The sequence below is a fragment of the Pseudomonas sp. SK genome (assembly GCF_012975065.1).
Lineage (GTDB): Bacteria > Pseudomonadota > Gammaproteobacteria > Pseudomonadales > Pseudomonadaceae > Aquipseudomonas > Aquipseudomonas anuradhapurensis.
The window spans coordinates 4,670,083-4,693,762 of record NZ_CP051857.1; the positions used below are offsets into that span (position 1 = coordinate 4,670,083).

A 23,680-nucleotide genomic window follows, 5' to 3' on the forward strand; every position below is an offset into this window, starting at 1 on the left:
CTTTTTTCTTGTGGCTTGCAGCTTGCCGCTTGGCGCTCCAAGATGTCTGAGTCCCCGGTCGGAATCAGCCCATCATGATCATCGGTGCCTTCCTCATTCTTACCTGGCTGGTGCTGCTGTTGCGCTACCCGGCCAAGGCCCTGCCGATCTCGCTGGCGGCCGTGTGCGGCCTGGGCCTGGTTGCCCTGTTCGTTGTCTGGCAGGATGCCCGCGAAACCTCGCGGTTGGCCCGCCTGGACCTGCGCCTGACCTACGCCCCCGAACACTGCCCCGCCGACCGTGCCCTGCAGGTACACATGAAGAATGGCAACGACGTCCCGTTGACCGAACTGCGCTGGCGGGTGGCGGCGTATGCGCCGGGCGATACCGTGAACCTGGCCGAGAACACCTACAACGCCCCACGCTACCGTGGGCCGGGCGAGCTGCAACCGGGGGCAGAATGGAAAGACTGCCTGCCGCTGCCACCCCTGCGTTCCGGCTACCGGCCGCAAACCCTGGAGTTCCGGGCAGAGCACCTGCAAGGTACATTTGCCAATTGATCGTTTGCCTGTGCCGCCCTGTTCGCGGCTGAACCGCTGCCACAGCAGCAGCGTTGCGCTCAACAGCGGCGCTATCCCGGTGGAAGCGGGTTCACTCCCGAACAGGCCGGCACAGGCAACACAAACTTCCCAGACAACAGGTCCCAACCATGCCCACCGTCCTGATCACCGGTTGTTCCAGCGGCATCGGCCGCGCCCTGGCCGACGCCTTCCGCGATGCCGGCCACCATGTCTGGGCCACTGCCCGCAAACCGGAAGATGTCGAGCAACTGAACGCCGCCGGTTTCACCGCCCGGCTACTGGACGTGAATGACAGCGCAGCCCTGGCCCGCCTGGCCGAAGAGCTGGAAACCCTCGACATCCTGATCAACAACGCCGGATACGGTGCCATGGGCCCGTTGCTCGATGGCGGTGTGGACGCCCTGCGCCAGCAGTTCGAAACCAACGTCTTCGCCGTGGTCGGCGTCACCCGCGCGCTGTTCCCGCTGCTACGCCGTACGCGCGGCCTGGTGGTGAACATCGGCAGCGTTTCCGGCGTGCTGGTCACCCCCTTCGCCGGTGCCTACTGCGCCTCGAAAGCCGCCGTGCATGCGCTGAGCGATGCCTTGCGCCTGGAGCTGGCACCGTTCGGCGTGCGGGTGATGGAAGTGCAGCCGGGGGCGATTGCCTCGCAGTTCGCCAGCAATGCCCAGCGCCAGGCCGAGCAGGTGCTGGCGGCGGATTCGGCGTGGTGGCCGTTGCGTGAGCAGGTGCAGGCTCGGGCACGTGCGTCGCAGGACAAACCGACTTCGGCGGCGGTGTTTGCCCAGGGCGTATTGGCAGCGGTCGGCAAGTCGCCGGTGCCGGCAATGGTGCGCCTGGGCAATGGCAGCACGGCCTTGCCGCTGATGGCCCGGCTGCTGCCGCGGCGGTTGCTGGACTGGGCGCTGCGCAAGCGCTTTGGCCTGCTGCGCCCGCTCTGAATGTTCGGCCGCCTGCGCCGGCTGTAGGAGCGGCTTCAGCCGCGATCACCGGCACAGCCGGTGCCAGCCACCGCGTCGCCTGCATCGCGGATAAATCCGCTCCTACCTGTGTGAGCCGCGCCGGCTTCGGGTTGACGCCGTACCTGTAGGCGAAGCCGGTGCCAGCCACCGCGTCGCCTGCATCGCGGATAAAATCCGCTCCTACCTGTGTGAGCCGCGCCGGCTTCGGGTTGACGCCGTACCTGTAGGAGCGGCTTCAGCCGCGATCACCGGCACAGCCGGTGGCCAGCTACCGCGTCGCCTGCATCGCGGATAAATCCGCTCCTACAGGTGTGAACGCGCCGGCTTCGGGTTGACGCCGTACCTGTAGGAGCGGCTTCAGCCGCGATCACCGGCAAGGCCGGTGCCATCCACCGCACCCGCCACAAGCAATCAGGCTATTGAACGCAGTACGCCCCCATCCACCCGCAAGGCCGCCCCGGTGGTGGCACTGGCCTGCATCGAAGCCAGGTACACCACCATGTTCGCCACCTCCTCCACCGTCGCCAGCCGCTTGATCAGCGAGGTCGGTCGGTGTTCGGCGAGGAAGTTCGCCTCCAGCGTTTCAGTCGACACCCCTTGCTCCGCGGCCAGCTTGGCGAAGAAGTCCCCCACTCCCTCCGAGCGCGTGGGCCCTGGCAACACCGAATTCACCGTCACGCCAGTCCCGGCCAGGGTCTCGGCCAACCCACGCGACACCGCCAGCAACGCGGTCTTGGTCATACCGTAGTGGATCATCTCGGTCGGGATCTGCAGTGCCGATTCACTGGACAGGAAGATCACCCGCCCCCAATTGCGCTCCGCCATGCCCTGGGCGTAATGGCGCGACAGGCGCACGGCGCTGAGCACGTTGACGTCGAAGAAGCGCTGCCAGTCGGCATCGTCAATCTCGAAGAACGGCTTGGGCTCGAAGATGCCGAGATTGTTGACCAGGATATCGGTGTGCGGCACCTGGTCGAACAATGTCTGCGCACCGGCCTGGGTGCCGAGGTCGGCGGCGATGCCGATGATGCGGGCTTGTGGCAGGCGCTCGCGCACGCCTCTCAGGGCTTCGTCGACCCGGGCCTGGGTGCGACCGTTGAGGACCACTTCGGCGCCCGCCTCGGCCAGGCCGATGGCGATGGCCAGGCCAATGCCGGCGGTGGAGCCGCTGACGATGGCGCGCTTGCCGTTCAGGGTAATGTGCATTTGTGCCTCCTCGGTAATCAGGACAATTGCCGGGGCTGCCTTGCAGCCCATCGCGACGCAAGGCCGCTCCTACAGGGATTCGTGTCCGCCGGTAGGAGCGGCCTTGCGTCGCGATGGGCCGCCAAGCGGCCCCCGAAACTCACACCTTGTTGGCCAGCGGCTGATCGAATGCCTGCCAGCCACCACCCAAAGCCTTGTACAGCCCCACCAGCGCCTGCGACACCGCCGCCGAGCTGTCGATCCACTGCTCCTCACTGGCCAGCAATGCGCCCTGCACCGTCAGCACATTGAGGAAGTCCACCGCCCCTTCCACATACTGGCGCTGGGCAGTTTCCAGGGCGATGCGGTTCTGCCGCACCGCCTCTGCCAGGTGGTCACGGCGCAACTGGCTGGCGTTGTACAGGCGTAGCACATCGTCGATTTCATGCCAGGCGCCGAGCACCACCTTGCGATAGTTCAGCGCCGCTTCCTGCTGCTGTGCCTCGCGCAGTTCCAAGGTGCCCTTGAGCCGGCCACCCTCGAAGATCGGCAACGACAGTTGAGGGCCGAAGGCGAAGCGTCGTGAGTCCCAGCCACCCAGATCGGACAGCTGCATGGCCTGCAAACCGACGCTGCCCGACAGCCGGATACTCGGGTAGAAATCGGCCTTGGCCACGCCAATGCTGGCAGTCGCAGCATGCAGGCGAGCCTCGGCCTGGCGAATGTCCGGACGGCGCTCGGCCAGTTCGGACGGCAGGCCGATGGCAAAGTTCTGCTGCGGCATAGGCAGTTCGCCGCCCTTGAGCAGTTCAGCCTGCAAGCTGCGCGGCGGTTCGGCGGCGAGCAGGCTGAGGGCGTTGACCAGGTCGTCGCGGCGGGCCTCGAGGCTTGGCAGGCGCGACTCGATCGAAGCCACCTGGGCACTGGCCTGGGCCACGTCAAGCCGGGTGGCGACGCCTTCGGCCTGGCGGGCCTCGGAGAGCTTCAGGCTGTGCCGGGCGACCTTGAGGTTGTCCTGGGTGACATCGATGGTGTGCTGCACGGCGCGCAGCTGGATGTAGTTGCCGGCGGTTTCCGCAAGCAGTGCCAGGAGCACGCCGCGACGGTCGTTTTCGGCCACTTCGACAGTAGCATCGGCTGCTTCGACCTGGCGCCGCACGCGGCCCCACAGGTCCAGCTCCCAGCCGGCCACCAGGTCGCCCTGCCAGAGGTTGAAGGCTGCCTTGCCCGCCTTGCCGGACGGGTCGCTCAGGCCATCGGCACTGTTGCGCGCGCGGCTATAGCCGGCGTTCACCTCCACCGACGGTACCTCATCGGCAGCGACACTGCTGCGCAGGGCCCGGCTTTGCAGCAGCCGGGCGCTGGCCATCTGCAGGTCCAGGTTGCGCTCGGCAACGCGCTGGATCAAGGCACTCAGGCGGGCGTCATGAAAGCTCTCCCACCAGCGCAGTTCCAGCGGTTCGGCCTGCGCCTGGCTGGCCGCCGCCTCGCCTTGCAGCGGCGCCCACTGTTGCGGTGCCTGGCTGTCGGGGCGCTGGAAATCCGGGCCCAAGGTGCAGCCGGCCAGCCACACGGCCAGCAGCAACGGGCTCAAGCGTAATGCCGGTTTCATCGCGTGCTCACCTCTTTGCCATGCAGCGTGTCGCCACGGGTATCGATGGTCGCTTCCACCGACATGCCCACGCGCAGGCGGGTTAACAGCGGCTGACCGTCATCGAAGACGATCTTCACCGGAATGCGCTGCACCACCTTGGTGAAGTTGCCAGTGGCGTTGTCCGGCTTGACCGCGGCGAAGGTCACCCCGGTGGCCGGGGCGATGCTTTCCACATGGCCGTGCAGCCGCTCGCCAGCGAAGGTGTCGACACTGATGCTCACCGCCTGGCCAGGCTGCACATGGGTCAGCTGGGTTTCCTGGAAGTTGCCGACCACGTAGGCCTGCTGCAACGGCACCACCGACAGCAGGCGGGCGCCCGGGTTGACGTAGGCGCCGACGCGCAGGGCGCGCTCACCGACCATGCCGTCCACCGGCGCCGTGATGCGGGTGTAGGACAAGTCGAGCTGGGCCTTTTCCAGCCCCGCCTCGGCACGCTTGAGCTGGCCATCGGCACTGGCCACCTGGGCACCGAGGATGTCCACCTGTTTGCGCGCTGCCAGCAACGCCGCCTGGGCATTGGCCAGGCGTGCACGCGCCTGGTCGACCCTGCTGCGCGCCTGCTGGGCATTCTGCACGGTACCGGCCCCCTGCTCGGCCAGGCGGCTGTAGCGGTTCACTTCATGGTCGGCGAATGCGGCTTCGGCCTGGGCGGCTTTCACCTCGGCCTCGGCCTGGGCAATCAGTGCGGCCTGGCGCTCCAAAGTGGCCCTGGCGTCGGCGCTCTGCGCCTTGGCCACCAACAGCTGCGCCTGCGCGGCATCCAGCGCAGCCTGGTAGTCGCGGGCATCGATGGTCGCCAGTAGCTGGCCGGCCTTGACCTGCTGGTTGTCTTCCACCAGCACCTCCTTGATGAAGCCGGCGACCTTCGGCGCGACCACGGTGTAGTCGGCGACCACATAGGCATCATTGGTGCTCTGGCGGTGGTCGCTGCCGAACAGCCAGGGGCCGACGATGCCGGCCAGGACGGCCACGGCAAGCACCGAGCCGATGATCAGGGTCTTACGGTTGTTGGTCATTTCAGCAGTTCTCGAATTCACCCCGGGTTCAAGCCACCGCGCGCGGTGGGTAGACCCGGGTAGGCACGAAAGGAATCAGGCAGATCAAGGCCGTGGCAATGCCGGCCATGACCAGGTAGAGGTCGGCCGACGTCAGCACCAACGCCTGTTCGTGGATACGCTTGGCCAGGCCCACGGCGTTGTCGTCGACCAACGGGGCGTTGCCCAGGCTGTCTACCAGGTGGTTGGAATGAAAGTGCCGGCGTATGGTGCCCAGGGCGTCCAGCAGGCCACCGGCAACCACCGCTGCCAGGCCCTTCACGGTGTTGAACCAGCTGGAAGCGAAGGGGCCTTCCTGCGGGGACATGCCATTGGTGGACAGCATCAGCAGCGGCAGCACGGCCATCGGTTGGCCAAACACCTGCAGCAGGTAGAACGGATAGAAGTCGCCACGGATCCACTCGGCGGTCAGCAGGCTGCTGCCAAGGCAGGACACCGCCAGCAACGCCAGGCCGACGCCCAGCACCCAGCGGCAGTCCACTGCGCGGATGTTGCACAGCGCCGCCGTCAGTGGCAGGGCTACCAGTTGCGGCATCGCCACCAGCAGCATCAACGGGCTGGTCTGCGCCGGGCGATAGCCCTGCAGCTGCGCGAGGTAGGCCGAAGGGATGCTGCCCACACCGGAGAGCACGATCAGCACCCCGGCCAGGGTGACCAGGGCGAAACTCAGGTTGCGCCGCGACAGCATGCGCAGCTGGAAGAACGGCAGCGGCTCGGACCATTCGTTGTACATGAACAGCACCAGCAACAGCAGGCCACCGCCAAGCAGCCAGCAGATCAGCGGCGAATCGAACCAGCCCCAGCGGTCGCCCAGCGACAAGCCCAGCACGATACAGCTGATGGCAGGCAGGCCGAGCAGCACGCCACGCCAGTCGAACTGCCGGAAGCGCTCCAGGCGTAGCGGGTCCTGCGGCAGGCCCCAGCCGACACAGACCATGGCCACTGCCGAGGGCAGGATGATCTGCCAGAACGCCCAGCGCCAGCCGACGTATTCGGTCCACAGCCCCGCCAGCGGCGTGCCGAGGTTGGGCCCAAAGGTGGCGGTGAGCGCATAGCAGGCCAGGCCATAGACCTTGATGCCCGGCGGCAGGAAGCGCAGGGCCACGCTCATCAGCATTGGCGGCAGCGCGCCCGAGGCGAAGCCCTGGAGCACACGCAGCAGCATCAGGCTGTGCAGGTTGGGGGCGAACGGTTGCAGCAGGCCGAGCAACGCGAACAAGCCAATGGCGTACAGGGTGAAACGCCGTAACGAGAAGGTGGTGGCCAGCCAGGGCGCGAAGGCCATGGCCGACACCGAGGCAGCGCTGTACACCGCCAGCAGCCAGGCGCCTTCGTCGGCACCGATACCCATGGCGCCGCGGATATCGGCCAGGGAGATCTTGGTCACCGATTCGTTGAGCCCTGCGCACAACACGGCCAGCAATACGCCGAACAGCCCGACCACTACCTGCAGGCCGAACGCGGCCTGCGCAGGGGCTGCCGGCGCAGGCGCGGCGAGCGCGGCAGACGGGGCGGACAGGGAACTCATGGGTAGACATCTCCGGCAACAAATTTGCGACTGGAGCAAGTCTAAGAAGGTCGAATGCTGACGAAAACTGACTTATCGGTAGGTTTAAGTTGCGTCAGGCGCAATCCATATCAGCACTGCTTCCCGGGTATGCCGGCGAAGCAGCCAACCCGCGATCAAGGGTCGACACTGCAGCAAGCCTTCAAGATCTGCCGCAACCAGCGATGCGCCGGGTCATTGTGGAAGCGGGGATGCCATGCCTGCAGCACGGTCACCCGCTCCAACGGCACCGGGATCTCGAATGAACGCAGCGGTAGCCCAAGCTTGTGCACGCTGTTGAGAATATTCGCCGGCATCGGCAGGATCAGGTCGGAATCCGGTAGGGAAAACAGCGCCGAGTGAAAGCTCGGGGTAATCAACGCCACCCGCCGCTGCACCTTGCAGTTGGCCAGCTCGACATCGATCGGGCCGTTGGCACGACCACGGCGAGACACGCTGATCTGTGGATAACTGGCGAAACTGGTGGGCGTGATCGGCTGCTGGAAAATCGGGTGATCGCGCCTGGCCAGGCCCACATAGTAAGTCTGGAACAGGCTCTGCACCTTGATCTCCGGGCCCAGCTCCATGGTCGAACTGATGATCAGGTCGGTACGCCCGTCGCGCAGCACGCTGTCATCATCACCGCCGGGGCTTTCCGGCACGAAGCGCAGCACCGTGCGCGGCGCCTGTTCGTGCATGCGCCGTAGCAGCTGGGCGCCGTACAGGGCAATGAACAGGTCGTTGGTGCGGATATTGAAGGCCCGGTCGAGCTTGGGCAGGTCAACCTCGTCGGCACTGCGGAACACCTCGCCGGCCTGCTCCACCAGGGTTGCCACCTGCTCACGCAGGGCCAGTGCCCGCGGCGTCGGCACCAGGCCACGGCCGGCACGCACCAGGATCGGGTCGCCCAGGGCATCACGGATACGCCCGAGGGTTCGGCTCATCGCCGCCGGGCTCAGGTTCATGCGCTGCGCCGCGCCGACCACACTGCCTTCGTCGAGCAGGGCATCGAGGGCGACGAGCAGGTTCATGTCCGGGAGTTGCATGGCCGTTTTCCGTGACAGCTGTGGGAATGGCGATGGTAGCAGGTTGGCGGATTGCACCAGGCGCAATGCGCTCGTGCGTGGCGGGGCATTTATTAGCTGGCCGTGTTCGGCCATAAATGAGGCATTGGCACATCAGCCAGCCTCAGCCAAGGATCCCGCATGCCCAGCCCCGTCCTGATCGCCATCGACGCCTCCCCCGCCTCCACCACCCTGCTCACCCTCGCCCGCCGCTATTGCCACCCAGGCGATCATGAATTGCATGTGCTGCTGGCCATCGACTCGACTTTCGCCGTGCACGACCAACCCGCGCCTTACACCACCGAGGAACTGGAGGAATACCCCGCTGCCTGCGAGGAACAACGCCTGGGTGAGCGCGCCGTGGCCGAAGCGGTGGCGCTATTGCAACAGGCCGGCTTCGACAGCCAGGGCTGCATGGTTGCCGGGCAGCCGGTCGAGGCAATTGTCAGCAAGGCACAGGAGCTGAACTGCGAGCTGATCATCATGGGCCACCGCCACCTGTCGCGGCTGGGGCGGTTGCTGGACCCGTCGATCAGCGCGAAGGTGATCGACCGGGTTGAGGTGCCGGTGTTGGTGGGGGCTGCGGGGGGATGACTTGAGAAGTGTATCGCCTGTGGGATCGAGCGCCGCCCGCGCGGCGCATCGCGGATAAATCCGCTCCTACAGCCATGCCTGTCCGGCCGTGGTTGTCAGCCGGTTTGCACGGCCGTAGGAGCGGATTTATCCGCGATACGCCGCGCGGGCGGCGCTCGATCTCACAGACGCCACACCACTCAAGGCGAACTCGGCTTCACCACCACCGTACAGGTCGTCCCCGCCGCCAGCAGGAACCCTTCCGGCACCTCGTCAATGTGAATACGCACCGGCACCCGCTGCGCCAGGCGTACCCAGTTGAAGGTCGGGTTCACATCGGCGATCAGCTCGCGGCTTTGCGGGTTGTCACGGTCGTAGATGCCACGGGCGATGCTCTCTACATGGCCCTTGATGCGCTCGCCGCTCATCATCTGCAGCTCGGCCTGGTCACCCACCTGCACATGCGGCAGCTTGGTCTCTTCGAAGAACCCGTACACCCAGAACGAGTGCTCGTCGACCACTGCCATCACCGCTTCACCGGTGCGCGCATAGTCACCCTTGTGGATATTCAGGTTGGTCACGTAGCCGTCCACCGTGGCCACGATCTGCGTGCGCTTCAGGTTCAGCTCGGCTGCTGCCAGCTCGGCGAGGGCTTGCTGGTAGTCGGCCTGGGCCGCGTTGGCGATGTTGCTGGCGTCGTCGCGGTTTTCCTTGGAGATCACCAGGTTGTCCATGTCGGCGCGGCGCTTGGCGTTGACCTTGCGCATTTCCCAGGTGGCCTTGCGCGAAGCGACCAGGGCCTTGGCCTGGTCGACTGCCAGCTGGTAGTGCTCGGGGTCGATCTGGATCAGCAGGTCGCCCTTCTTCACCCGCTGGTTGTCCTTGACCGGCACGTCCACCACATAGCCGGGCACGTCGGCGGCGACGTTGATGATGTCGGCGCGCACGCGGCCATCACGGGTCCATGGCGTGGTCATGTAATGCAGCCACAACTGGCGACCGATCACCACGGCAGCGGTCAGCACCAGCAGGGTGGCGATCAGGCTGAAGAACTTTTTCATCGAAGGTTTCTCACCAGTAGAGCGACAGCGCCAGGGCGCCGAACAGACAGACGAACAGACTCAGGCGCAGCAGCGCCGGGTGCCAGAAGAAGCGGTAGCCATCATGGCTGGCGATGAACCGGTCCAGGCCCCAGGCCAGGCCCAGGGCGAACAGGAACATCAAGGTCATGGTGGGCAAGTACACGCCATGGAAGGCGATTTCGCGGGGCATGATTTCACGGAGCACGGTGCAGTCCTTTCGCCGGTGCCAGTGGCGACTGTGGGTCGAGCAGGGATGAACGGATGAAGTGCAGGTAGCTTTGCGCGCGGCGCAGTACCGAGGTGTCGAAGTGCCGGGCGAACGGCTCGTCGGTGGCCTGTACGCGGGCAATGGCATGGTCCACCGCCACCAGGGCGCGTTCGTGGTTGCTGGCGCTGGGCTGCAGGAACAACCGTGCCAGTGCGCGGCCCATGACCCGGATAGCCTGGCGCCAGGGTTGCGACTCGGCGTAGGCCGGGTGCACCGGCGCGCGGGCCTGCTCCTTGCGCAGCTCGATGACCGCGTGGCCGATTTCCAGCACGCTGAACATCCAGCCCATCAACTGGCTTTGTACCTGCGGCTTGCCGGCAGCCAGGCCATACGCCTGGTGCAGCAGGTCGCGAGTGCGGCTTTCGAAGGCCGAGCCCAGGCCGCGCAGGCGACCACTGATGGCGAACAGCACCTGCTCGCGCAGCTCCTGCTCCAGGCGGCTCCACAGCCAGCGGCTGTTGGGCGGCAGGATGATCGCCCCGGCCGCAGCGCAGACGAACATGCCGATGACCATGCCGATGTAGTCGTTGATGAAGCTGTACGGGTCATACACGGTGAGGTTGTTCGGCACCGAGCCGATGGCGAAGAACACCAGCAGGCCGATGCCATAGCCGGCATAGGCCGGGCGTGACGAGAGGAAGGCGCCCAGCACGAATACCGGCGCCAGCACCATGCACAACAGCGGGAAACCGTCGATCCAGGGGAACACGAAGAAGGTTTCGAAGAAGCCGACGAAAGCGCCGATCGCCGTACCGCAGGCCATCTGGAACGACATGCGCTTGGGGTTGGGCGAAGCCGCCGACAGGCCCACGGTGACCGTGGCGATCAGGGTCATCATGGCCCCGCTGGGCCAGTCGCTGAGCAGCCAGTAACTGCCCAGCAGCAACAGCACCGCAGAGGCACGCAGGCCGGCGGCCAACGACACCAGCCAACTGGTCTGCGCCACATAGGGCTCGTCCCATTGTTCGCGTTGGTGCCGGTGCGCGGCCAGCGAGGCGTGCGTCTCGGCGTAGCTGTACATCTCATCGACGAAGCGGTAGAGCAGCTCGAAGGCCGTGTGGAAATCCAGCAGGTCGGCCTCGCTCGGCTCGGTCGCCAGGTACTCGGCGCGCAGGCTGCGCACCTGCGCCTGCAGGCCTTCCTTGTAGGCCGCCAGTTCCAACGTCAGGCGCAACGCGTCGGCATCGGTCAGCGCCCGGCCGACGTAGGGTTGCAGCAACTCCACCAGGGTGTCCAGGCCGGGCTCGATGGCGCTGACGATCTGCAGCGGGCCACGCGCACGCAGGCGCTCCAGCAACCGGTGCAGGGCATTGAAGCGGGTGGTGATGGCCATGAATTCGCTGTTCATGCGCACCAGCCGGCCAGAGCGTCGGCGCATGTGCGGGTCTTCGAATGCGGTCACGTTGCGCAGGCTCTCGAGGCCCACGGCCTCGGCGACGAAGCGCACGTTGCTGCTCTCGAAGCGGTCGCGCTGGCTGTCGCCGCGCAAGGCTTCGACCACTACCCCGGCAAATACGCCAAAGCGCTGGTACAGGGCGTTGCGCATGGCGGCACTGGCCGATTGCGGCAGGATCGCCGCGCTGACGAAGGTCGACACCAGGATGCCCAGGGCGATTTCCAGCACCCGCCATACCGCTGCCATGAATGCCTGGTCAGGGTGTTGCAGCACCGGCAGGCCGATCATCGCTGCGGTGTAGCCGGCCAGCACGAAACCATAGGCGCGGAAGGTGCGGTAGCGCATGGCACCGGCCGAGCACAAGCCTACCCACACGGCCAGGCTGGGCAGAAACAGCTCGGTGTTCTGTGGAAAGATGGCGATCAGCGCCACCATCATCGCCGAGCCGGCCAAGGTGCCCAGCACCCGGTAGAAGCTCTTGGCGAACACATGCCCGCTTTGCGGCTGCATCACGATGAACACGGTGATCATCGCTGTGCGCGGTTGCGGCAGTTCCAGGCGCATGGCCAGCCACAGGGTGATGAACGCAGCGGCCAGCACCTTGAAGATGTACACCCAGGTCACACCGTCGGTGCGCGCCCAGGCAAAGAAGCCCCGGCGCCATTCCAGGCTCTGCAGCCAGCGCATGGGCAAACTGAAGGTGCTCATTCGGCGTTATCCGGCTGCTTGTCGAAAATCGCCAGGGTGGCGGGGGTTTTCGGTGCCGCCTGGCGCTCTTCCTGCGGCACGTCCTGGCCAGCCTGCAAGCCACCACCCAGGGCGGTGACCAGCTCGGCATGGGCGATCAGGCGAGCGGCCTGCACCTGCTGCTGCACCTGCTGCTGGCGGAACAGCAAGGTTTGCGCGTTGAGCACGTTGAGGTAGTCGGTGAGCCCGCGCTGGAAGGCGATCATGGCGATGTCGTAGGTTTTTTGCGCGGCAGCGACCGACTCGGCGGCAAAGTGCGACTGCTGCTGCATCGACTCGCGGCGGATCAGCTGGTCGGAGATGTCCTTCAGCGCACCGACCACGGTCTGGTTGTAGCGCGCCACGGCCACGTCGTAGCCTGCCGAGGCCACGCCCAACTGCGAGCGCAGGCGGCCACCGTCGAAGATCGGCAGGCTGATGGCCGGGCCGACGTTGTAGTTGAACTTGCGCCCGGTGAGGAACTCCAGCGGGCCACCGCCAGTGGCCATGAAGCCCAGGCTGCCGACCAGGTCGACGTTGGGGAAGAAGCCGGCGTGGGCGACATCGATGCCACGCGCCTGGGCCGCCACCTGCCAGCGGCTGGCGACCACGTCGGGGCGCTGGCCGATCAGCTCGGCCGGCAGGTTCGACGGCAGTTTCACTGGCGCGGCCAAGGCCAGGGTCGGGCGCTGCAATTGCTCCCCCAAGCCCGGGCCCTTGCCGGCCAGGGCGGCCAGCTGGTTGCGGGTCAGGGCAATTTGTTCACTGAGGCTATCCAGCTGGCGGTGGGTTTCCGGCAGCGGCGCTTCGGCCTGGCTGACTTCGAAGTGGGTGCCGATGCCGGCATCCAGGCGGCGCTTGGCCAGGGCCAGGATCTGCTCCTGCTGCTGCAGTTCGGCCTTGACGATATCCTGCTGGGCGAAGTGCAGGCTCAGCTGGATATAGGCGCGCACTACGTTGTTCTGCAGCTCCAGCTGTGCCTGGCGGGCTTCGGCCACACTCATGTGCGCCTGGTCCACGGCCTGCTCGCTGGCATTGCGTTCGCGGCCCCAGAGGTCGAGGGCGTAGCTGAAGCCGATGGCGGCGTTGTTGTCCCAGGTGTTGGCCCCGGACAGCGCACCAGGGCCGTAGAACTGGTCCTCAGGCCAGTTGTGGCGCTTGAGCGTGGCCTGGCCGTTGGCCTGGAGCTTCTCTGCCGACTCGACCACACCAGCCATGGCCTTGGCTTCGCGCACCCGCGCTGCCGCCATGGCCAGGCTCGGGCTGCCGGCCACGGCCAGGGCAACCCAGCGGTCCAGCTGGGGGTCGCCGTAGGCATGCCACCACTGCTGGTCAGGCCAGTGGGCGTCGCTGGCGGCTTCGCGTATGGCCGCGTCGGTGGTCAGGGTATTGGCTTGCAGCGTCTTGCTTTGCGGGGCTATGCCCCAGGTTCCGATACAGCCGCTCAAGGTGAGGGCAAGGGCACAGGCACTGAACGCATTGAGCGTTCTGATGATGCGACGCGGCACAGCTGCGATTTCCCGAGGAAGAGGTGATAGGGCCGGGCAATTCTAGGGGGCGCCAGCACTGGCGATAAGCGTGGATTCCTGCGAATCTTTGTTACCAAAACAGCGATAATCCGCCTTTGGTCGAAGGCAACTTTTCATCTTTTTTTCGTTACTTCGTGACACAATTTTGTCCTCTACATCGAGAGTGACCCATGGACACCCTGCAAAACATGCGTGCTTTCAGTTGCGTAGCCCAACTGGGCAGCTTTACCGCTGCCGCCGGGCAGCTGGATACGACCACCGCGAACGTGTCGCGGGCAGTCTCCAACCTGGAAGCCCATCTGCAAACAAGGCTGCTCAACCGCACCACTCGGCGCATTGCGCTGACCGAAGCCGGCAAGCGCTACCTGATGCGTTGCGAACAGATTCTTACCTATGTGGAAGAAGCCGAGGCCGAGGCCAGCGACGCCCATGCGCGCCCCGCCGGGCAATTGAAGGTGCACTCGATGACCGGGGTCGGCCAGCACTTCGTGGTCGATGCCATTGCCCGCTACCGCGAGTCGCACCCGGACGTGACCTTCGACCTGACCATGGCCAATCGCGTGCCCGACCTGCTCGACGAGGGCTATGACGTGTCCATCGTGCTGGCCACCGAACTGCCCGACTCCGGGTTCGTGTCGCAGCGCCTGGGCATCACTTACAGCATCGTCTGCGCCTCGCCCGCCTACATTGCCCGCCACGGCGTGCCGCACAAGCCCGCCGACCTGCTCAAGCATGCCTGCCTGCGCATGGTCAGCCCGGTGATCCCGCTGGAAAAATGGCTGTTCGACGGCCCGGAAGGCCAGGAAATGGTCAACATCACCAGCTCGCCGTTCATGGTGAATACCGCCGATGCCATGAAGACCGCGATTCGCAGCGGCATGGGGGTGGGCGTGCTGCCGATCTATTCGGCCATCGACGGCCTGCGTGACGGCAGCCTGGTGCGGGTGCTGCCCGAGTACCGCCTGCAGGAGTTGAACCTGTATGCGATCTACCCGTCGCGGCAGTACCTGGACGCCAAGATCAAGACCTGGGTCGAGTACCTGCGCAATTCGCTGCCAGAAATCCTCGCGGCGCACGAGGCCGACCTGAAAACCCATCAGGTGCTGATCGCCAATTAAAAAGCTGCTGCATTGCGGGGGCGGACAATGGTAGGTTGCTAACCAATGTCGGCCCTTCGCGGGCACGCCCGTTCCTGCAGGAAATGCACAGGTCTGCAATCTGTGCGGGACCTGTGGCAGCGGGCCTGCTCGCGAATACGCCCAACCGCCCCCCGCCTTGCAGAGAAGTAGCCCGATGAAAAAGACCGTCCTGGCCTTCAGCCGCATTACCCCGGCCATGGCCGAGCGCCTGCAGCAAGATTTCAACGTGATCCTGCCCAACCCCAAGCTGGGCGACATCAATGCCCAGTTCAACGAAGCCCTGCCCGAGGCCCACGGCCTGATCGGCGTCGGCCGCAAGCTGGGCCGGGCACAGCTCGAAGGCGCGGCCAGGCTGGAAGTGGTGTCCAGCGTTTCGGTCGGCTACGACAACTACGACCTGGACTACCTCAATGAACGTGGCATCGCCCTGACCAACACCCCGGATGTGCTGACCGAAAGCACCGCCGACCTGGGTTTCTCGCTGATCATGGGCTGTGCCCGCCGCACCGCCGAACTGGATGCCTGGACCAAGGCCGGCAACTGGCAGGCCACCGTGGGCCCGGCGCACTTCGGCAGTGACGTGCATGGCAAGACCCTGGGCATCGTCGGCCTGGGCAACATCGGCGCAGCCGTGGCGCGCCGGGGCCACTTCGGTTTCAACATGCCGATCCTGTACAGCGGCAACAGCCGCAAGGCCGCGCTGGAGCAAGAGCTGGGTGCACAGTTCCGCAGCCTGGAGCAGCTGCTGGCCGAAGCGGATTTCGTATGCATCGTGGTGCCGCTGTCCGATGCCACCCGCAAGCTGATCAGCACCCGCGAGCTGCAACTGATGAAGCCCAGCGCGTTCCTGATCAACATCGCCCGCGGGCCAGTGGTGGACGAAGCCGCGCTGATCGAGGCGCTGCACAACGGTACCATTCGCGGTGCAGGCCTGGACGTGTACGAGAAAGAGCCGCTGAGCGATTCGCCGCTGTTCAAGCTGCCCAATGCGCTGACCTTGCCGCACATCGGTTCGGCCACTGCCGAAACCCGCGAGGCCATGGCCAACCGGGCAATCGACAACCTGCGCGCGGCGCTGCTGGGTGAGCGGCCACGGGACCTGGTGAACCCGCAGGTGTGGAAGGCGCGCTGAAGCATGCCTTTTCACTACAGCTGCCGCACCGTCGTCACCATGGAACCGGCTGTTCCGGGTCCCGGGGGGCTTTCATCATGACCAGTATTGCGCCATCAACCCGGTGGATCGAAAAGTACCGGGTATCGAGCAGCGGCCGAGCGTCAAGTTCCTTTGCCCGCACGACCATGCTCTTCGGTGCACTGGTCACGTTCATCAAACCGACCCGTGGCATCGTCTCGGTCAATGTCCAGAAGCCGATGTTGAGGTTGTAGCGCAACACCGGCATGGCTTCGAAGGTGCCGGCTGCGGCAGGTAGCCAAGCCCCCTTACTGTCCCAGTCATACAGGTAGATGCGGTCGGCGTCGTGTAGCTCGGGGTGGGTTTCGAGCGTATTGGCCAGGGTGTAGACAAATGCCCGATGCAGTTCTTTCTGTGCGATCAGCACTCGGCCGTAGGCGAACGACATCGACAACATGATCAGCATGGGCAGCAGCAACACCCAGCCCAACCGCGAATGGATGCGGATCAATGCTTGCCGCGCCAGCCATGCCAACAGCACCATCGCCGCACCAGCGCCCATGAGCAGGCGCGCGGCGTGCTGGAACTGGGCGAGCAGCAGTGCCATTCCGGATATCAGGATGAAGGCGCTGGGCAGCGACAGCAGCACCAGTAGCCCCAGCCCGCATTTTTCCAGAAGACTGGCGGGCGTGGCCTGCACCTGGAGCAATACCAGCTGGAGACCTATCGCGGCGAGCACCAGGATACCGAGGGCCAACCATGCGTTATCCGGGGTCACCAGCAAGGCCAGGTCCTGCACCACCAGATCCAGCCGAGCGAGCATCTCTGCGGGCCAATGGCCGTCGATAGGCAGCAACGCGGTACGTGGGACAGTGATCAAGCGATAGGCTGTCAGGCGATACACCAGGCAGCCTATCGCCAGCTGTCCAAGGCGCAAGCCGAGGCGCTTGGCGAGCTGCCTGAATTCAGCCCTCTGGTTGGCCTGGTGCAGGATCTCGACGCAACAGAGGATGGCGAAGACGTTGATTGCGGGCTGGTACAGGCTCAGCGCGACGCATATCAGCAGGCTGCCTCCCAGCCAGCGGCCGAAGGCCGCAACACCCATGGTGATTGCCCAGACGCAGACGGCCAAGGCAAGCCCCATGGCAGGCCCATCGTATTGATAGCTGAGGTTCTGCAGGAAGAATGGGTTGAACCAGAGCGGCAGCACCACCAGCACGTCGGCAAGGCGCGGGCGCTCGAAATAGCTTGCTGTCAGGCTTGCAAAGGCTTTGGAAACGACGACCACGGACAATAGCAGAGGCAGCGGGAACAAGTCCGGTGCCGCCGCTACACCGCCCAATGCCGCATACAACCAGTCGACCAACACGCGCCCCTGGGCGGCCCATGAATCGGCCTGGCCATTGACCTTGCCTGCCAGCATCGAACGCCAGATGTCGTCCAGGTACAGGAAGTCGGCCAGCACCAGCGGCAGCACATGCACACTCAAAGCCAACAGAAACACCAGCCAGAGCTGGTTCTGCGACAACGCCTTGCCTACTGGCTGGGGTACTTGCATCCATTCGGCTCCAAGCAGCGTGAATGCTGCCCAGTCTCCCCTACCTCGCCCTGGCGCGCACCTGGCAGTTCTACCAGTTGCGCGCAGGGCTCATCGCTGTATACCAAGCACCGGCGCAGGCTGCCTGGGTTTGCGGAACACCAGCACATTGCCGGCCATCACCGCCAACAAGCCCAGCAGCGCCGGGGGCGTCCACTGGTAGCCCTCGGCATAGGCGGACACGTTCAACGCCACCAGCGGGAACAGCACTGTGCAATAGGCCGCGCGTTCCGGCCCCATGCGTCCGACCAGGGTCAGGTAGGCGGTGAAACCGATCACCGACCCGGGAATGACCAGATACAGCAACGAGCCGAGATACTGGGTGCTCCAGTCCATCCCGAACGGGATGCCGCTGAACAGGCAATACACCGCCAGCATGCCGGCACCATAGAGCATGCCCCAGGCATTGGTGGTCATGGGCCTGAGCCCGGCCTTCTGCTGCATGCTGGAGAGCATGTTGCCGGCCGAGAAGCACAGCGTGCCGAGCAGTGCCAGGCCCAGGCCGTAGAGGGTTTCGCGACTGGCCGTGTGATGCGAAAGCTCGGGCCAGAACAACAGGCCCAGGCCGAGCAAGCCCAGCGCACCACCACCGAGGACATTGCTGGCGATCTTCTGGCCGAAGAAGATCCGCGCGTTCAGGGCATTCCACAACGTGGCGGTGGAGAACACCACGGCGATCAGGCCGCTGGCGATCCATTGGCTGGCGGTGAGGAAGCACATGAAGTTGACGCAGAACAGGCAGAATCCCTGCGCCAGGCAGATCAGGTGGCCACGCCGGTTCATCGGCTGCAGGCGGCGGCTGAGCAGCAGGAAGGCGAACAGGATCAGCCCGGCCAGGGCGAAGCGGTAGACGATCGAGACCGGGATGGCGACCACGCCCAGCTGGAGTTTGAGGGCGATCCAGGTAGTACCCCAGATCAGCACGGTCAGTAGATAGAGTGACAAGTTCATGGTGGCGGTTCCTTGGGCCTTTCAAGATCGGTGCCCGGCGCTTCGCGGCTTCAGCCGCGAATCGAAGGCACAGCCCTCGCCGAGGCGTCCCAGTGTTCTCCGTTCGGGCAACCATGCGCTTGCACAAACTTGCGCATTTGTCCTGCGGGTAGCTGAAAGCCTGCCCAAGGCGCAGTAGGATGGCTGCAAGAGGAACAACCCATGACGCCATTCAGCCAACTGCAAGTATTCAACGCCATGCATGCCTCGCCCCACGCCCGGCTGGAGCTGAGCGCGCACCTGGGTGACGGGCTGGCGGCGGCGTTGTGGAACAACCGCGACGATGCCCGCGACTACCAGGCCCCCAACCACCACACCCTGTCGTGCTACATCGCCGACGGCACCGGCACCTTCCGCCGCCAGCGCCCGGCTGACAAGGGCGCGCCGAACAAGCTGTGCGTGATGCCGGCCGGGCAGGAATCGAACTGGGTGGTCAATGGCGCGATCCGCCTGGCGCACCTGTACATCAGCGAAGCGCAGTTTGCCCTGGGCTGCGTGCGCCTGCTCGATCGCGAACCGCGTGAGCTGCAACTGCAGGAAGCGACCTTTCTCGACGACCCGCAGCAGGCCGCGCGCTTTCGCCAGCTGATCACCCTGGACTGGGACGAACCCGGCGAGCGCTTGTTGGCCAGCAGCCTGGCTCACGAAATCGTCGACCATGCATTGCTCAACCAGGTCGGGCTGCGCCAGGGCCTGCGCCTGAAAGGCGGGCTGGCACCGAAGCTGCGCCGGCAGATGGTCGATTACATCGAAGCACACCTTGACCAGCCCATCACCCTGGGTGAACTGGCCGTGCACTGCAACCTGTCCGAATACCATTTCGCGCGCATGTTCCGCGCCAGCTTCGGGTTGCCGCCGCACCAGTACCTGCTGGCCCGGCGCCTGCACCGGGCCTGCCAACTACTGCGGCTGGGGGTGATGCCGCTGGGGGAAATTGCCTTGCTCTGCGGGTTTGCCAGTGCCAGCCATTTCAGCAACCGCTTTCGCCAGGCGATCGGTGCGACACCGGGCGAATACCGTTCGGCCGTTCGCGGCTAAAGCCGTTGCTACAGGGATTGCACTACCCTAAAGGCCTGCACAGTACCTGTAGGAGCGGCTTCAGCCGCGAAGAGGCCGGCACAGGCTGGCCTAGAACTCGAAGGTGCTGGACAAGCTCACTTGCCGCGCATCGCCGATAGCGACGAAATACTGGTTCACCGCCGAGCTGTAATAGACCTTGTCGAACAGGTTCTTGACGTTCAGTTGCAACAGCACCTTGTGCTCGTCAAGCCGGGTTTCATAGCTGGCAAAGGCATCGGCGACGGTATAGGAAGGCAAGTCGAAGGTGTTGGTCGAATCACCCGCCCGCTCGCCCACGTAGCGCGCCCCGGCACCCAGGCGCAGCCGGTCGCCGCCGAACAGGCTGCCGTAGTCGTACACCGCCGACAGTGAGCCACTGTGGCGGGCTACGTTCTGCAGGCGGTTGCCCTTGAGTTCAGGGTCCTTGGTCACTTCGGCATCGGTGAACGCGTAGCTGCCGATCAGGCTCCAGCGCTCGCTCAGCTGGCCGGTCAGGTCCAGTTCGACACCCCGCGAACCGACTTCACCGGCATTGCTGTACAGCGTCTCGCCCGTGCGCTGGTCTAGGCTGGAGACCAGCACGTTGCGCTTGGTGATATCGAACAGCGCCAGGGTACCGGTGAGGCGCCCCGGCATATCGAGCTTGGCCCCCAGTTCCCACGATTTGCCCTCCTCCGGCGCCACCGAACCGTCCAGCACCACGTTGCCGACCAGCGGCGCAATGGTCGAGTTGGGCTTGAACGATTCGCTGTAGCTGGCATAGAACGACAGCTGCTCATCGAGCTTGTACACCACGCCCGCATGCGGTACCCAGGTCTGGCCGTTGCTGTCGGTGTTGACCTGGAACGGGCGCCCGCGGCCAGCGTACTGGTCGTATTGCTGGAAGCGCGCACCGGCCACCAAGATCCAGTGCTCATCCAGGTGCAGCGCGTCCTGTGCGAACAGCGCATCGGTGCGCAGCTTGTCGGTCTGGTCGCTTTCCTTGGCACCGACCGTGGTGCCTTCCACTTCCTGACCATAGACCGGGTTGACATAGCTGAAGGTCGATCGGGCCTTCTGCCGGATCAGGTCACCGCGGAAGATCTTGCGGTCCTCATGGTCGACGCCGAACAGCAGGTCGTTCTGCAGCCCGGCCAGTTGCACAGTGCCGGCCAGGCTCAGGGTGGCGAACTGGTCCCGGCTCATGGCGTCGTGCGTGCCGTCGATGCTGCGCGACAGCGTGCCGCTTTTCTCAATGACCTTGGTCACCCGCACCTGGCTGGCGTCGTAGGTTTCGCGGTTGAAGCTGTAGCCAAAGTGCAGCTTCCAGTCATCGGCCAGCTGGTGATCGAGCTCCAGGCGGTACAGGTCGGAACGCCCTTCCATGTCGTTGAATGGCTCATCCAGGCGCCGCGTGGCCGGGATGTCCAGCGGGTGGCCATTGTTGCCGAACGCCGTGCCCCGATCGAACGGCGAGAGAAACTCGCGGTGCTCGTAGGCCAGTACCACCTGGGTGTCCTCACCCAGCCAGGCCAGCGACGGCGCCACCAGCGATTCGCGGCGCACACCGTAGTTGCGCCAGTAGTCCTCGTCCTCGTGGTCGACGATCAAACGGTAGGCGAAATTGCTGTCGCCCAGCGCGCCGGTACTGTCGAAGCCGCCGCCGCTGCCATTCTTGCCACTGCCGTAGGTCGAGCCGCGCACGTTCAGGGCGTTGTACTGTTGCAGTTGTGGCCGCTTGCTGACCACGTTGATCACCCCGCCTGGGTCCTGGATGCCGTACAGCAGCGACGCCGGGCCCTTGAGCACTTCGACCCGCTCGGTGCTGGCATTGAGGTTGCGGCCCTGCACCACCGGCATACCATCGCGCATGATCGAACCGTCGCGGTTATCACCGAAGCCACGCTTCATCACCGTGTCGGAAGTGCCGCCGAAGTTGTTGCCCTGGGTGATGCCGCTGACATTGGCCAGGGCGTCGTCGAGGTTGCGCGGGGCCTGGTCGCGAATGACCTGGGCCGGCACCACGTTGATCGCCTGGGGAATGTCCTGGCTCGGGCCCTGCCCGCGCATGATCGAGGCGCTGGCCGGGGGCTGGTAGCTGTAGTCGTCCAGTTCCGAGCTTATCGTGGTGGCCTGCAGGTTGAGGGCGCCGGAGGAGTCCAGCGCTTCCAGGGTGAAGGTGCGTGCGTCGACGCGACGCCAGGCCAACCCGCTGCTGCCCAGCAGTTGCTGCAGGGCCTGCTCGGCGCTGAACCGGCCATTCAGCTCCGGGGCCTGCACGCCTGGCAGCTCTAGGGTGTAGACCACGCTCTGGCCAGTGGTGCGGCTGAAGGCGTTGAGCGCCTGTGCCAGCGGTTGCGCCGGCTGGGCGAAGGCGTACGCCTGCTGTTGTTCGACGGCGCCAGCCAGTGGAGCGAAAACGAGGGCCGGCAGCGCGCACAGGCCGAGCAAGAGAGGGACGCAACGCGGGGTGAACTTCATGGACGCTGACCTGTGAGAGGGTTATGACTGCGAATGAATCGCACTTCCACTCATTACACGGATGCCACGTCCTGTTACCTCACCCGCTAGCTGAAATATTTTTACCTGTGCCGGCCTCTTCGCGGGTAAACCCGCGAGGTCGACCGCAGGCGACTATCGGATAACCGTCAACCGCCCCAGCACGGTCTGCCGCGAAAAGCCCATCACCTTGCCCAGCGAATCCAGCGCCAGCAACGGCTCTGCCACTGGGAAACTGCCGCTGACCTTGCGCTGCCCCAATTGGTCGTCGAGCAACAGGATGCGCCCCGGGTAATAGCGCCCCAGGTCTTCGAGCACCTGCGCCAACGGGACCTGATAGTAGTTCAGCCAACCCTGGCGCCAGGCCAGGCGGTTGTCGCTGTCCACCGGCCCAAGGTCGCCCAGCCGGCCTGTAGCGTAGGCCACCTGCTGGTTGGCTATGAGTTCGCGCTTTGCAGCGCCCGGCGCCGGGCTTACTGCCACCCGCCCGCTACGCACCGTGACCTGGGCGCCTTCGCCCCGCTCACGGACTTCGAACTGGGTGCCGAGCACCCGCACCTCGCCACCTGCTGCTTCGACCAGGAATGGTTCGCCGGTATGCGTGACCTCGAAGAACGCCGCGCCATGCAGCAATCGCACGCGGCGCTCGCCACGGACAAACTCCACGGCAATCGCGCTCCGCGCATCCAGCGTCACCCGCGACTGGTCGGCCAGTGTCACCTGGCGCAGCTGCCCGGCGCTGCTGTAGTCGGCCTGCAGCTCCTGCAACCACAGGCCAGGCTGCCACCCCCCGGCAATGCCCACGGCCAGGACCAGGCAGGCCGCCAGCGCCAGTGCCGCGAGCCGCTGCCGCCAAGGCGACCGGGCCGCTGGCTGGGCCATGGCGTCCAGATAACGCTGCAGGCCTTGCTGCTCTTCGCCAGCTAGGCGCGCTGCAGCGGTGCCGCTGGCCTGCCACAACGCCTGCGCCTGGGCGTAGGCGGCACGGTGCGCGGGGTCGCTCAGCAGCCAGCGCTTGAACGCGGCCCCCTCGGCTTGCGCGGGCTGCTCGTTGATGCGGCTGAGCCATTGCAGTGCAGCCTGGGACTGTGCCTCGGTAATCGGCGGTGGACAGCTCATCGACGGGCACTCCCTGGCCGGCGTGGGATGGACGCGGGCTCGGCAACACTCGCCTTGCACGCCTCGAGGGCGCGCATCATATGCTTTTCCACAGCGCTCTGGGACAGCTGCATGGCCTTGGCGATCTCGCCGTACTTGCAGCCATGGATGCGATTGAGCAAAAAGATCTGCCGGGTGCGTTCAGGCAAGGCGCGCAGGGCAGCTTCGATGCGTTGCAGATCGTGGTCGACCTCCACCGCCTGCTCCGGTGCCTGGGCTTCATCTACCGACAACGCGGCTTCGACCACACGTTCGCGGCTGCCTTCACTGCGCAAGTGGTCGATGGCCAGGTTGCCGGCGCAACGCAGCAGGTAGGTGTCCAGCGCCTCGACCTTGACCTCGGGGCGGCGCCAGAAACGCAGGAACAGCTCCTGGACCAGGTCCGATGCCGTGGCCCGGCAACCGACCCGGCGACTGACCAGTGCCTCCATGCGCGCGCGCTGGGCCTGGAACACCTCGACGAAACGCGCACGTCCAGCGCCGTTGTCGGCGTCCGGCTCGCGCATGCTGCCCTGTTCGCTCATCGG

General features: G+C 65.4%; 20 protein-coding genes. 6 read left to right on the plus strand and 14 right to left on the minus strand.

Annotated elements, in window-relative coordinates; genetic code table 11:
- Positions 1–74: 74 nt before the first annotated feature.
- Complete coding sequence (locus tag HG549_RS21355; protein WP_170032513.1) at positions 75–539, plus strand: multidrug transporter; 465 nt, start codon at positions 75–77, stop codon at positions 537–539.
- 149 nt (positions 540–688) lie between these two features.
- Entirely contained in the window at positions 689–1,501 is an 813-nt protein-coding gene (locus tag HG549_RS21360) for an SDR family oxidoreductase (RefSeq protein ID WP_170032515.1), read from the plus strand.
- 432 nt (positions 1,502–1,933) lie between these two features.
- Here the strand turns inward: HG549_RS21360 and HG549_RS21365 are convergent, their stop codons facing one another.
- From HG549_RS21365 to HG549_RS21385, 5 genes are all read right to left on the minus strand, one after another.
- Positions 1,934–2,728: an SDR family NAD(P)-dependent oxidoreductase gene (locus tag HG549_RS21365; protein ID WP_170032517.1), complete on the minus strand. Its 795-nt coding sequence runs from the start codon at positions 2,726–2,728 to the stop codon at positions 1,934–1,936.
- 139 nt (positions 2,729–2,867) lie between these two features.
- Complete coding sequence (locus tag HG549_RS21370) at positions 2,868–4,319, minus strand: efflux transporter outer membrane subunit (RefSeq protein WP_170032519.1); 1,452 nt, start codon at positions 4,317–4,319, stop codon at positions 2,868–2,870.
- Entirely contained in the window at positions 4,316–5,377 is a 1,062-nt protein-coding gene (locus tag HG549_RS21375) for an HlyD family secretion protein (RefSeq protein WP_170032521.1), read from the minus strand. Before HG549_RS21375 ends, HG549_RS21370 begins: the two co-directional genes overlap by 4 nt.
- Positions 5,378–5,405: 28 nt before the next feature.
- Positions 5,406–6,944 carry an MFS transporter gene (locus HG549_RS21380; protein ID WP_170032523.1) on the minus strand — a complete coding sequence of 513 codons (1,539 nt, stop codon included), beginning with the start codon at positions 6,942–6,944 and terminating at the stop codon, positions 5,406–5,408.
- A gap of 155 nt (positions 6,945–7,099) precedes the next feature.
- A complete protein-coding gene (locus HG549_RS21385) occupies positions 7,100–8,008 on the minus strand; it encodes a LysR family transcriptional regulator (RefSeq protein ID WP_170032525.1) in 909 nt (302 codons plus the stop codon).
- 159 nt (positions 8,009–8,167) lie between these two features.
- On the opposite strand from HG549_RS21385, the gene HG549_RS21390 reads away from it, so the two are divergent.
- Positions 8,168–8,620 (plus strand): universal stress protein, encoded by a 453-nt coding sequence (locus HG549_RS21390; protein ID WP_170032527.1) that lies wholly within the window; start codon positions 8,168–8,170, stop codon positions 8,618–8,620.
- 179 nt (positions 8,621–8,799) lie between these two features.
- Here HG549_RS21390 and HG549_RS21395 read toward each other — a convergent pair whose 3' ends face one another.
- Genes HG549_RS21395 through HG549_RS21410 form a run of 4 tightly spaced genes read right to left on the minus strand, consistent with a single transcriptional unit; the run spans position 8,800 to position 13,579 of the window.
- Entirely contained in the window at positions 8,800–9,660 is an 861-nt protein-coding gene (locus HG549_RS21395) for an HlyD family secretion protein (protein WP_170032529.1), read from the minus strand.
- A gap of 10 nt (positions 9,661–9,670) precedes the next feature.
- A complete protein-coding gene (locus HG549_RS21400; protein ID WP_103449874.1) occupies positions 9,671–9,871 on the minus strand; it encodes a DUF1656 domain-containing protein in 201 nt (66 codons plus the stop codon).
- A 4-nt stretch (positions 9,872–9,875) separates the two neighbouring features.
- Positions 9,876–12,053 (minus strand): FUSC family protein, encoded by a 2,178-nt coding sequence (locus tag HG549_RS21405; protein ID WP_170032531.1) that lies wholly within the window; start codon positions 12,051–12,053, stop codon positions 9,876–9,878.
- Positions 12,050–13,579, minus strand: coding sequence for an efflux transporter outer membrane subunit (locus HG549_RS21410; protein ID WP_170032533.1), 1,530 nt, complete (start codon positions 13,577–13,579; stop codon positions 12,050–12,052). Before HG549_RS21410 ends, HG549_RS21405 begins: the two co-directional genes overlap by 4 nt.
- A gap of 191 nt (positions 13,580–13,770) precedes the next feature.
- On the opposite strand from HG549_RS21410, the gene HG549_RS21415 reads away from it, so the two are divergent.
- Both HG549_RS21415 and HG549_RS21420 read left to right on the plus strand, forming a co-directional pair.
- Positions 13,771–14,718 (plus strand): LysR family transcriptional regulator, encoded by a 948-nt coding sequence (locus HG549_RS21415; RefSeq protein ID WP_170032535.1) that lies wholly within the window; start codon positions 13,771–13,773, stop codon positions 14,716–14,718.
- Positions 14,719–14,893: 175 nt separating this feature from the next.
- A complete protein-coding gene (locus tag HG549_RS21420; RefSeq protein WP_170032537.1) occupies positions 14,894–15,871 on the plus strand; it encodes a D-glycerate dehydrogenase in 978 nt (325 codons plus the stop codon).
- 34 nt (positions 15,872–15,905) lie between these two features.
- Here the strand turns inward: HG549_RS21420 and HG549_RS21425 are convergent, their stop codons facing one another.
- A complete protein-coding gene (locus HG549_RS21425; protein WP_170032539.1) occupies positions 15,906–17,429 on the minus strand; it encodes a glucosyltransferase domain-containing protein in 1,524 nt (507 codons plus the stop codon).
- A gap of 90 nt (positions 17,430–17,519) precedes the next feature.
- Positions 17,520–18,419, minus strand: a complete 900-nt coding sequence (locus HG549_RS21430) for a DMT family transporter (RefSeq protein ID WP_170032541.1) — start codon at positions 18,417–18,419, stop codon at positions 17,520–17,522.
- Positions 18,420–18,620: 201 nt separating this feature from the next.
- Between HG549_RS21430 and HG549_RS21435 the strand changes: the two genes are divergently transcribed.
- A complete protein-coding gene (locus HG549_RS21435; RefSeq protein WP_170032543.1) occupies positions 18,621–19,496 on the plus strand; it encodes a helix-turn-helix domain-containing protein in 876 nt (291 codons plus the stop codon).
- Positions 19,497–19,586: 90 nt separating this feature from the next.
- Here HG549_RS21435 and HG549_RS21440 read toward each other — a convergent pair whose 3' ends face one another.
- The 3 genes from HG549_RS21440 to HG549_RS21450 form a co-directional block, all read right to left on the minus strand.
- Entirely contained in the window at positions 19,587–21,977 is a 2,391-nt protein-coding gene (locus HG549_RS21440) for a TonB-dependent receptor (RefSeq protein ID WP_170032545.1), read from the minus strand.
- A 153-nt stretch (positions 21,978–22,130) separates the two neighbouring features.
- Positions 22,131–23,114, minus strand: a complete 984-nt coding sequence (locus tag HG549_RS21445; RefSeq protein WP_170032547.1) for a FecR domain-containing protein — start codon at positions 23,112–23,114, stop codon at positions 22,131–22,133.
- Positions 23,111–23,677 (minus strand): RNA polymerase sigma factor, encoded by a 567-nt coding sequence (locus HG549_RS21450; protein ID WP_170032548.1) that lies wholly within the window; start codon positions 23,675–23,677, stop codon positions 23,111–23,113. Before HG549_RS21450 ends, HG549_RS21445 begins: the two co-directional genes overlap by 4 nt.
- Positions 23,678–23,680: the final 3 nt, after the last annotated feature.

Excerpts from the sequence above, each read along its gene's own strand:
- HG549_RS21360 (WP_170032515.1), top strand. The coding sequence starts at position 689 with ATGCCCACCGTCCTGATCACCGGTTGTTCCAGCGGCATCGGCCGCGCC.
- HG549_RS21355 (WP_170032513.1), top strand. The coding sequence starts at position 75 with ATGATCATCGGTGCCTTCCTCATTCTTACCTGGCTGGTGCTGCTGTTG.
- HG549_RS21415 (WP_170032535.1), top strand. The coding sequence starts at position 13,771 with ATGGACACCCTGCAAAACATGCGTGCTTTCAGTTGCGTAGCCCAACTG.
- HG549_RS21400 (WP_103449874.1), bottom strand. The coding sequence starts at position 9,871 with ATGCCCCGCGAAATCGCCTTCCATGGCGTGTACTTGCCCACCATGACC.
- HG549_RS21380 (WP_170032523.1), bottom strand. The coding sequence starts at position 6,944 with ATGAGTTCCCTGTCCGCCCCGTCTGCCGCGCTCGCCGCGCCTGCGCCG.
- HG549_RS21440 (WP_170032545.1), bottom strand. The coding sequence starts at position 21,977 with ATGAAGTTCACCCCGCGTTGCGTCCCTCTCTTGCTCGGCCTGTGCGCG.
- HG549_RS21365 (WP_170032517.1), bottom strand. The coding sequence starts at position 2,728 with ATGCACATTACCCTGAACGGCAAGCGCGCCATCGTCAGCGGCTCCACC.
- HG549_RS21370 (WP_170032519.1), bottom strand. The coding sequence starts at position 4,319 with ATGAAACCGGCATTACGCTTGAGCCCGTTGCTGCTGGCCGTGTGGCTG.
- HG549_RS21390 (WP_170032527.1), top strand. The coding sequence starts at position 8,168 with ATGCCCAGCCCCGTCCTGATCGCCATCGACGCCTCCCCCGCCTCCACC.
- HG549_RS21425 (WP_170032539.1), bottom strand. The coding sequence starts at position 17,429 with ATGCAAGTACCCCAGCCAGTAGGCAAGGCGTTGTCGCAGAACCAGCTC.
- HG549_RS21420 (WP_170032537.1), top strand. The coding sequence starts at position 14,894 with ATGAAAAAGACCGTCCTGGCCTTCAGCCGCATTACCCCGGCCATGGCC.
- HG549_RS21430 (WP_170032541.1), bottom strand. The coding sequence starts at position 18,419 with ATGAACTTGTCACTCTATCTACTGACCGTGCTGATCTGGGGTACTACC.
- HG549_RS21395 (WP_170032529.1), bottom strand. The coding sequence starts at position 9,660 with ATGAAAAAGTTCTTCAGCCTGATCGCCACCCTGCTGGTGCTGACCGCT.
- HG549_RS21375 (WP_170032521.1), bottom strand. The coding sequence starts at position 5,377 with ATGACCAACAACCGTAAGACCCTGATCATCGGCTCGGTGCTTGCCGTG.
- HG549_RS21445 (WP_170032547.1), bottom strand. The coding sequence starts at position 23,114 with ATGAGCTGTCCACCGCCGATTACCGAGGCACAGTCCCAGGCTGCACTG.
- HG549_RS21385 (WP_170032525.1), bottom strand. The coding sequence starts at position 8,008 with ATGCAACTCCCGGACATGAACCTGCTCGTCGCCCTCGATGCCCTGCTC.
- HG549_RS21405 (WP_170032531.1), bottom strand. The coding sequence starts at position 12,053 with ATGAGCACCTTCAGTTTGCCCATGCGCTGGCTGCAGAGCCTGGAATGG.
- HG549_RS21435 (WP_170032543.1), top strand. The coding sequence starts at position 18,621 with ATGACGCCATTCAGCCAACTGCAAGTATTCAACGCCATGCATGCCTCG.
- HG549_RS21450 (WP_170032548.1), bottom strand. The coding sequence starts at position 23,677 with ATGAGCGAACAGGGCAGCATGCGCGAGCCGGACGCCGACAACGGCGCT.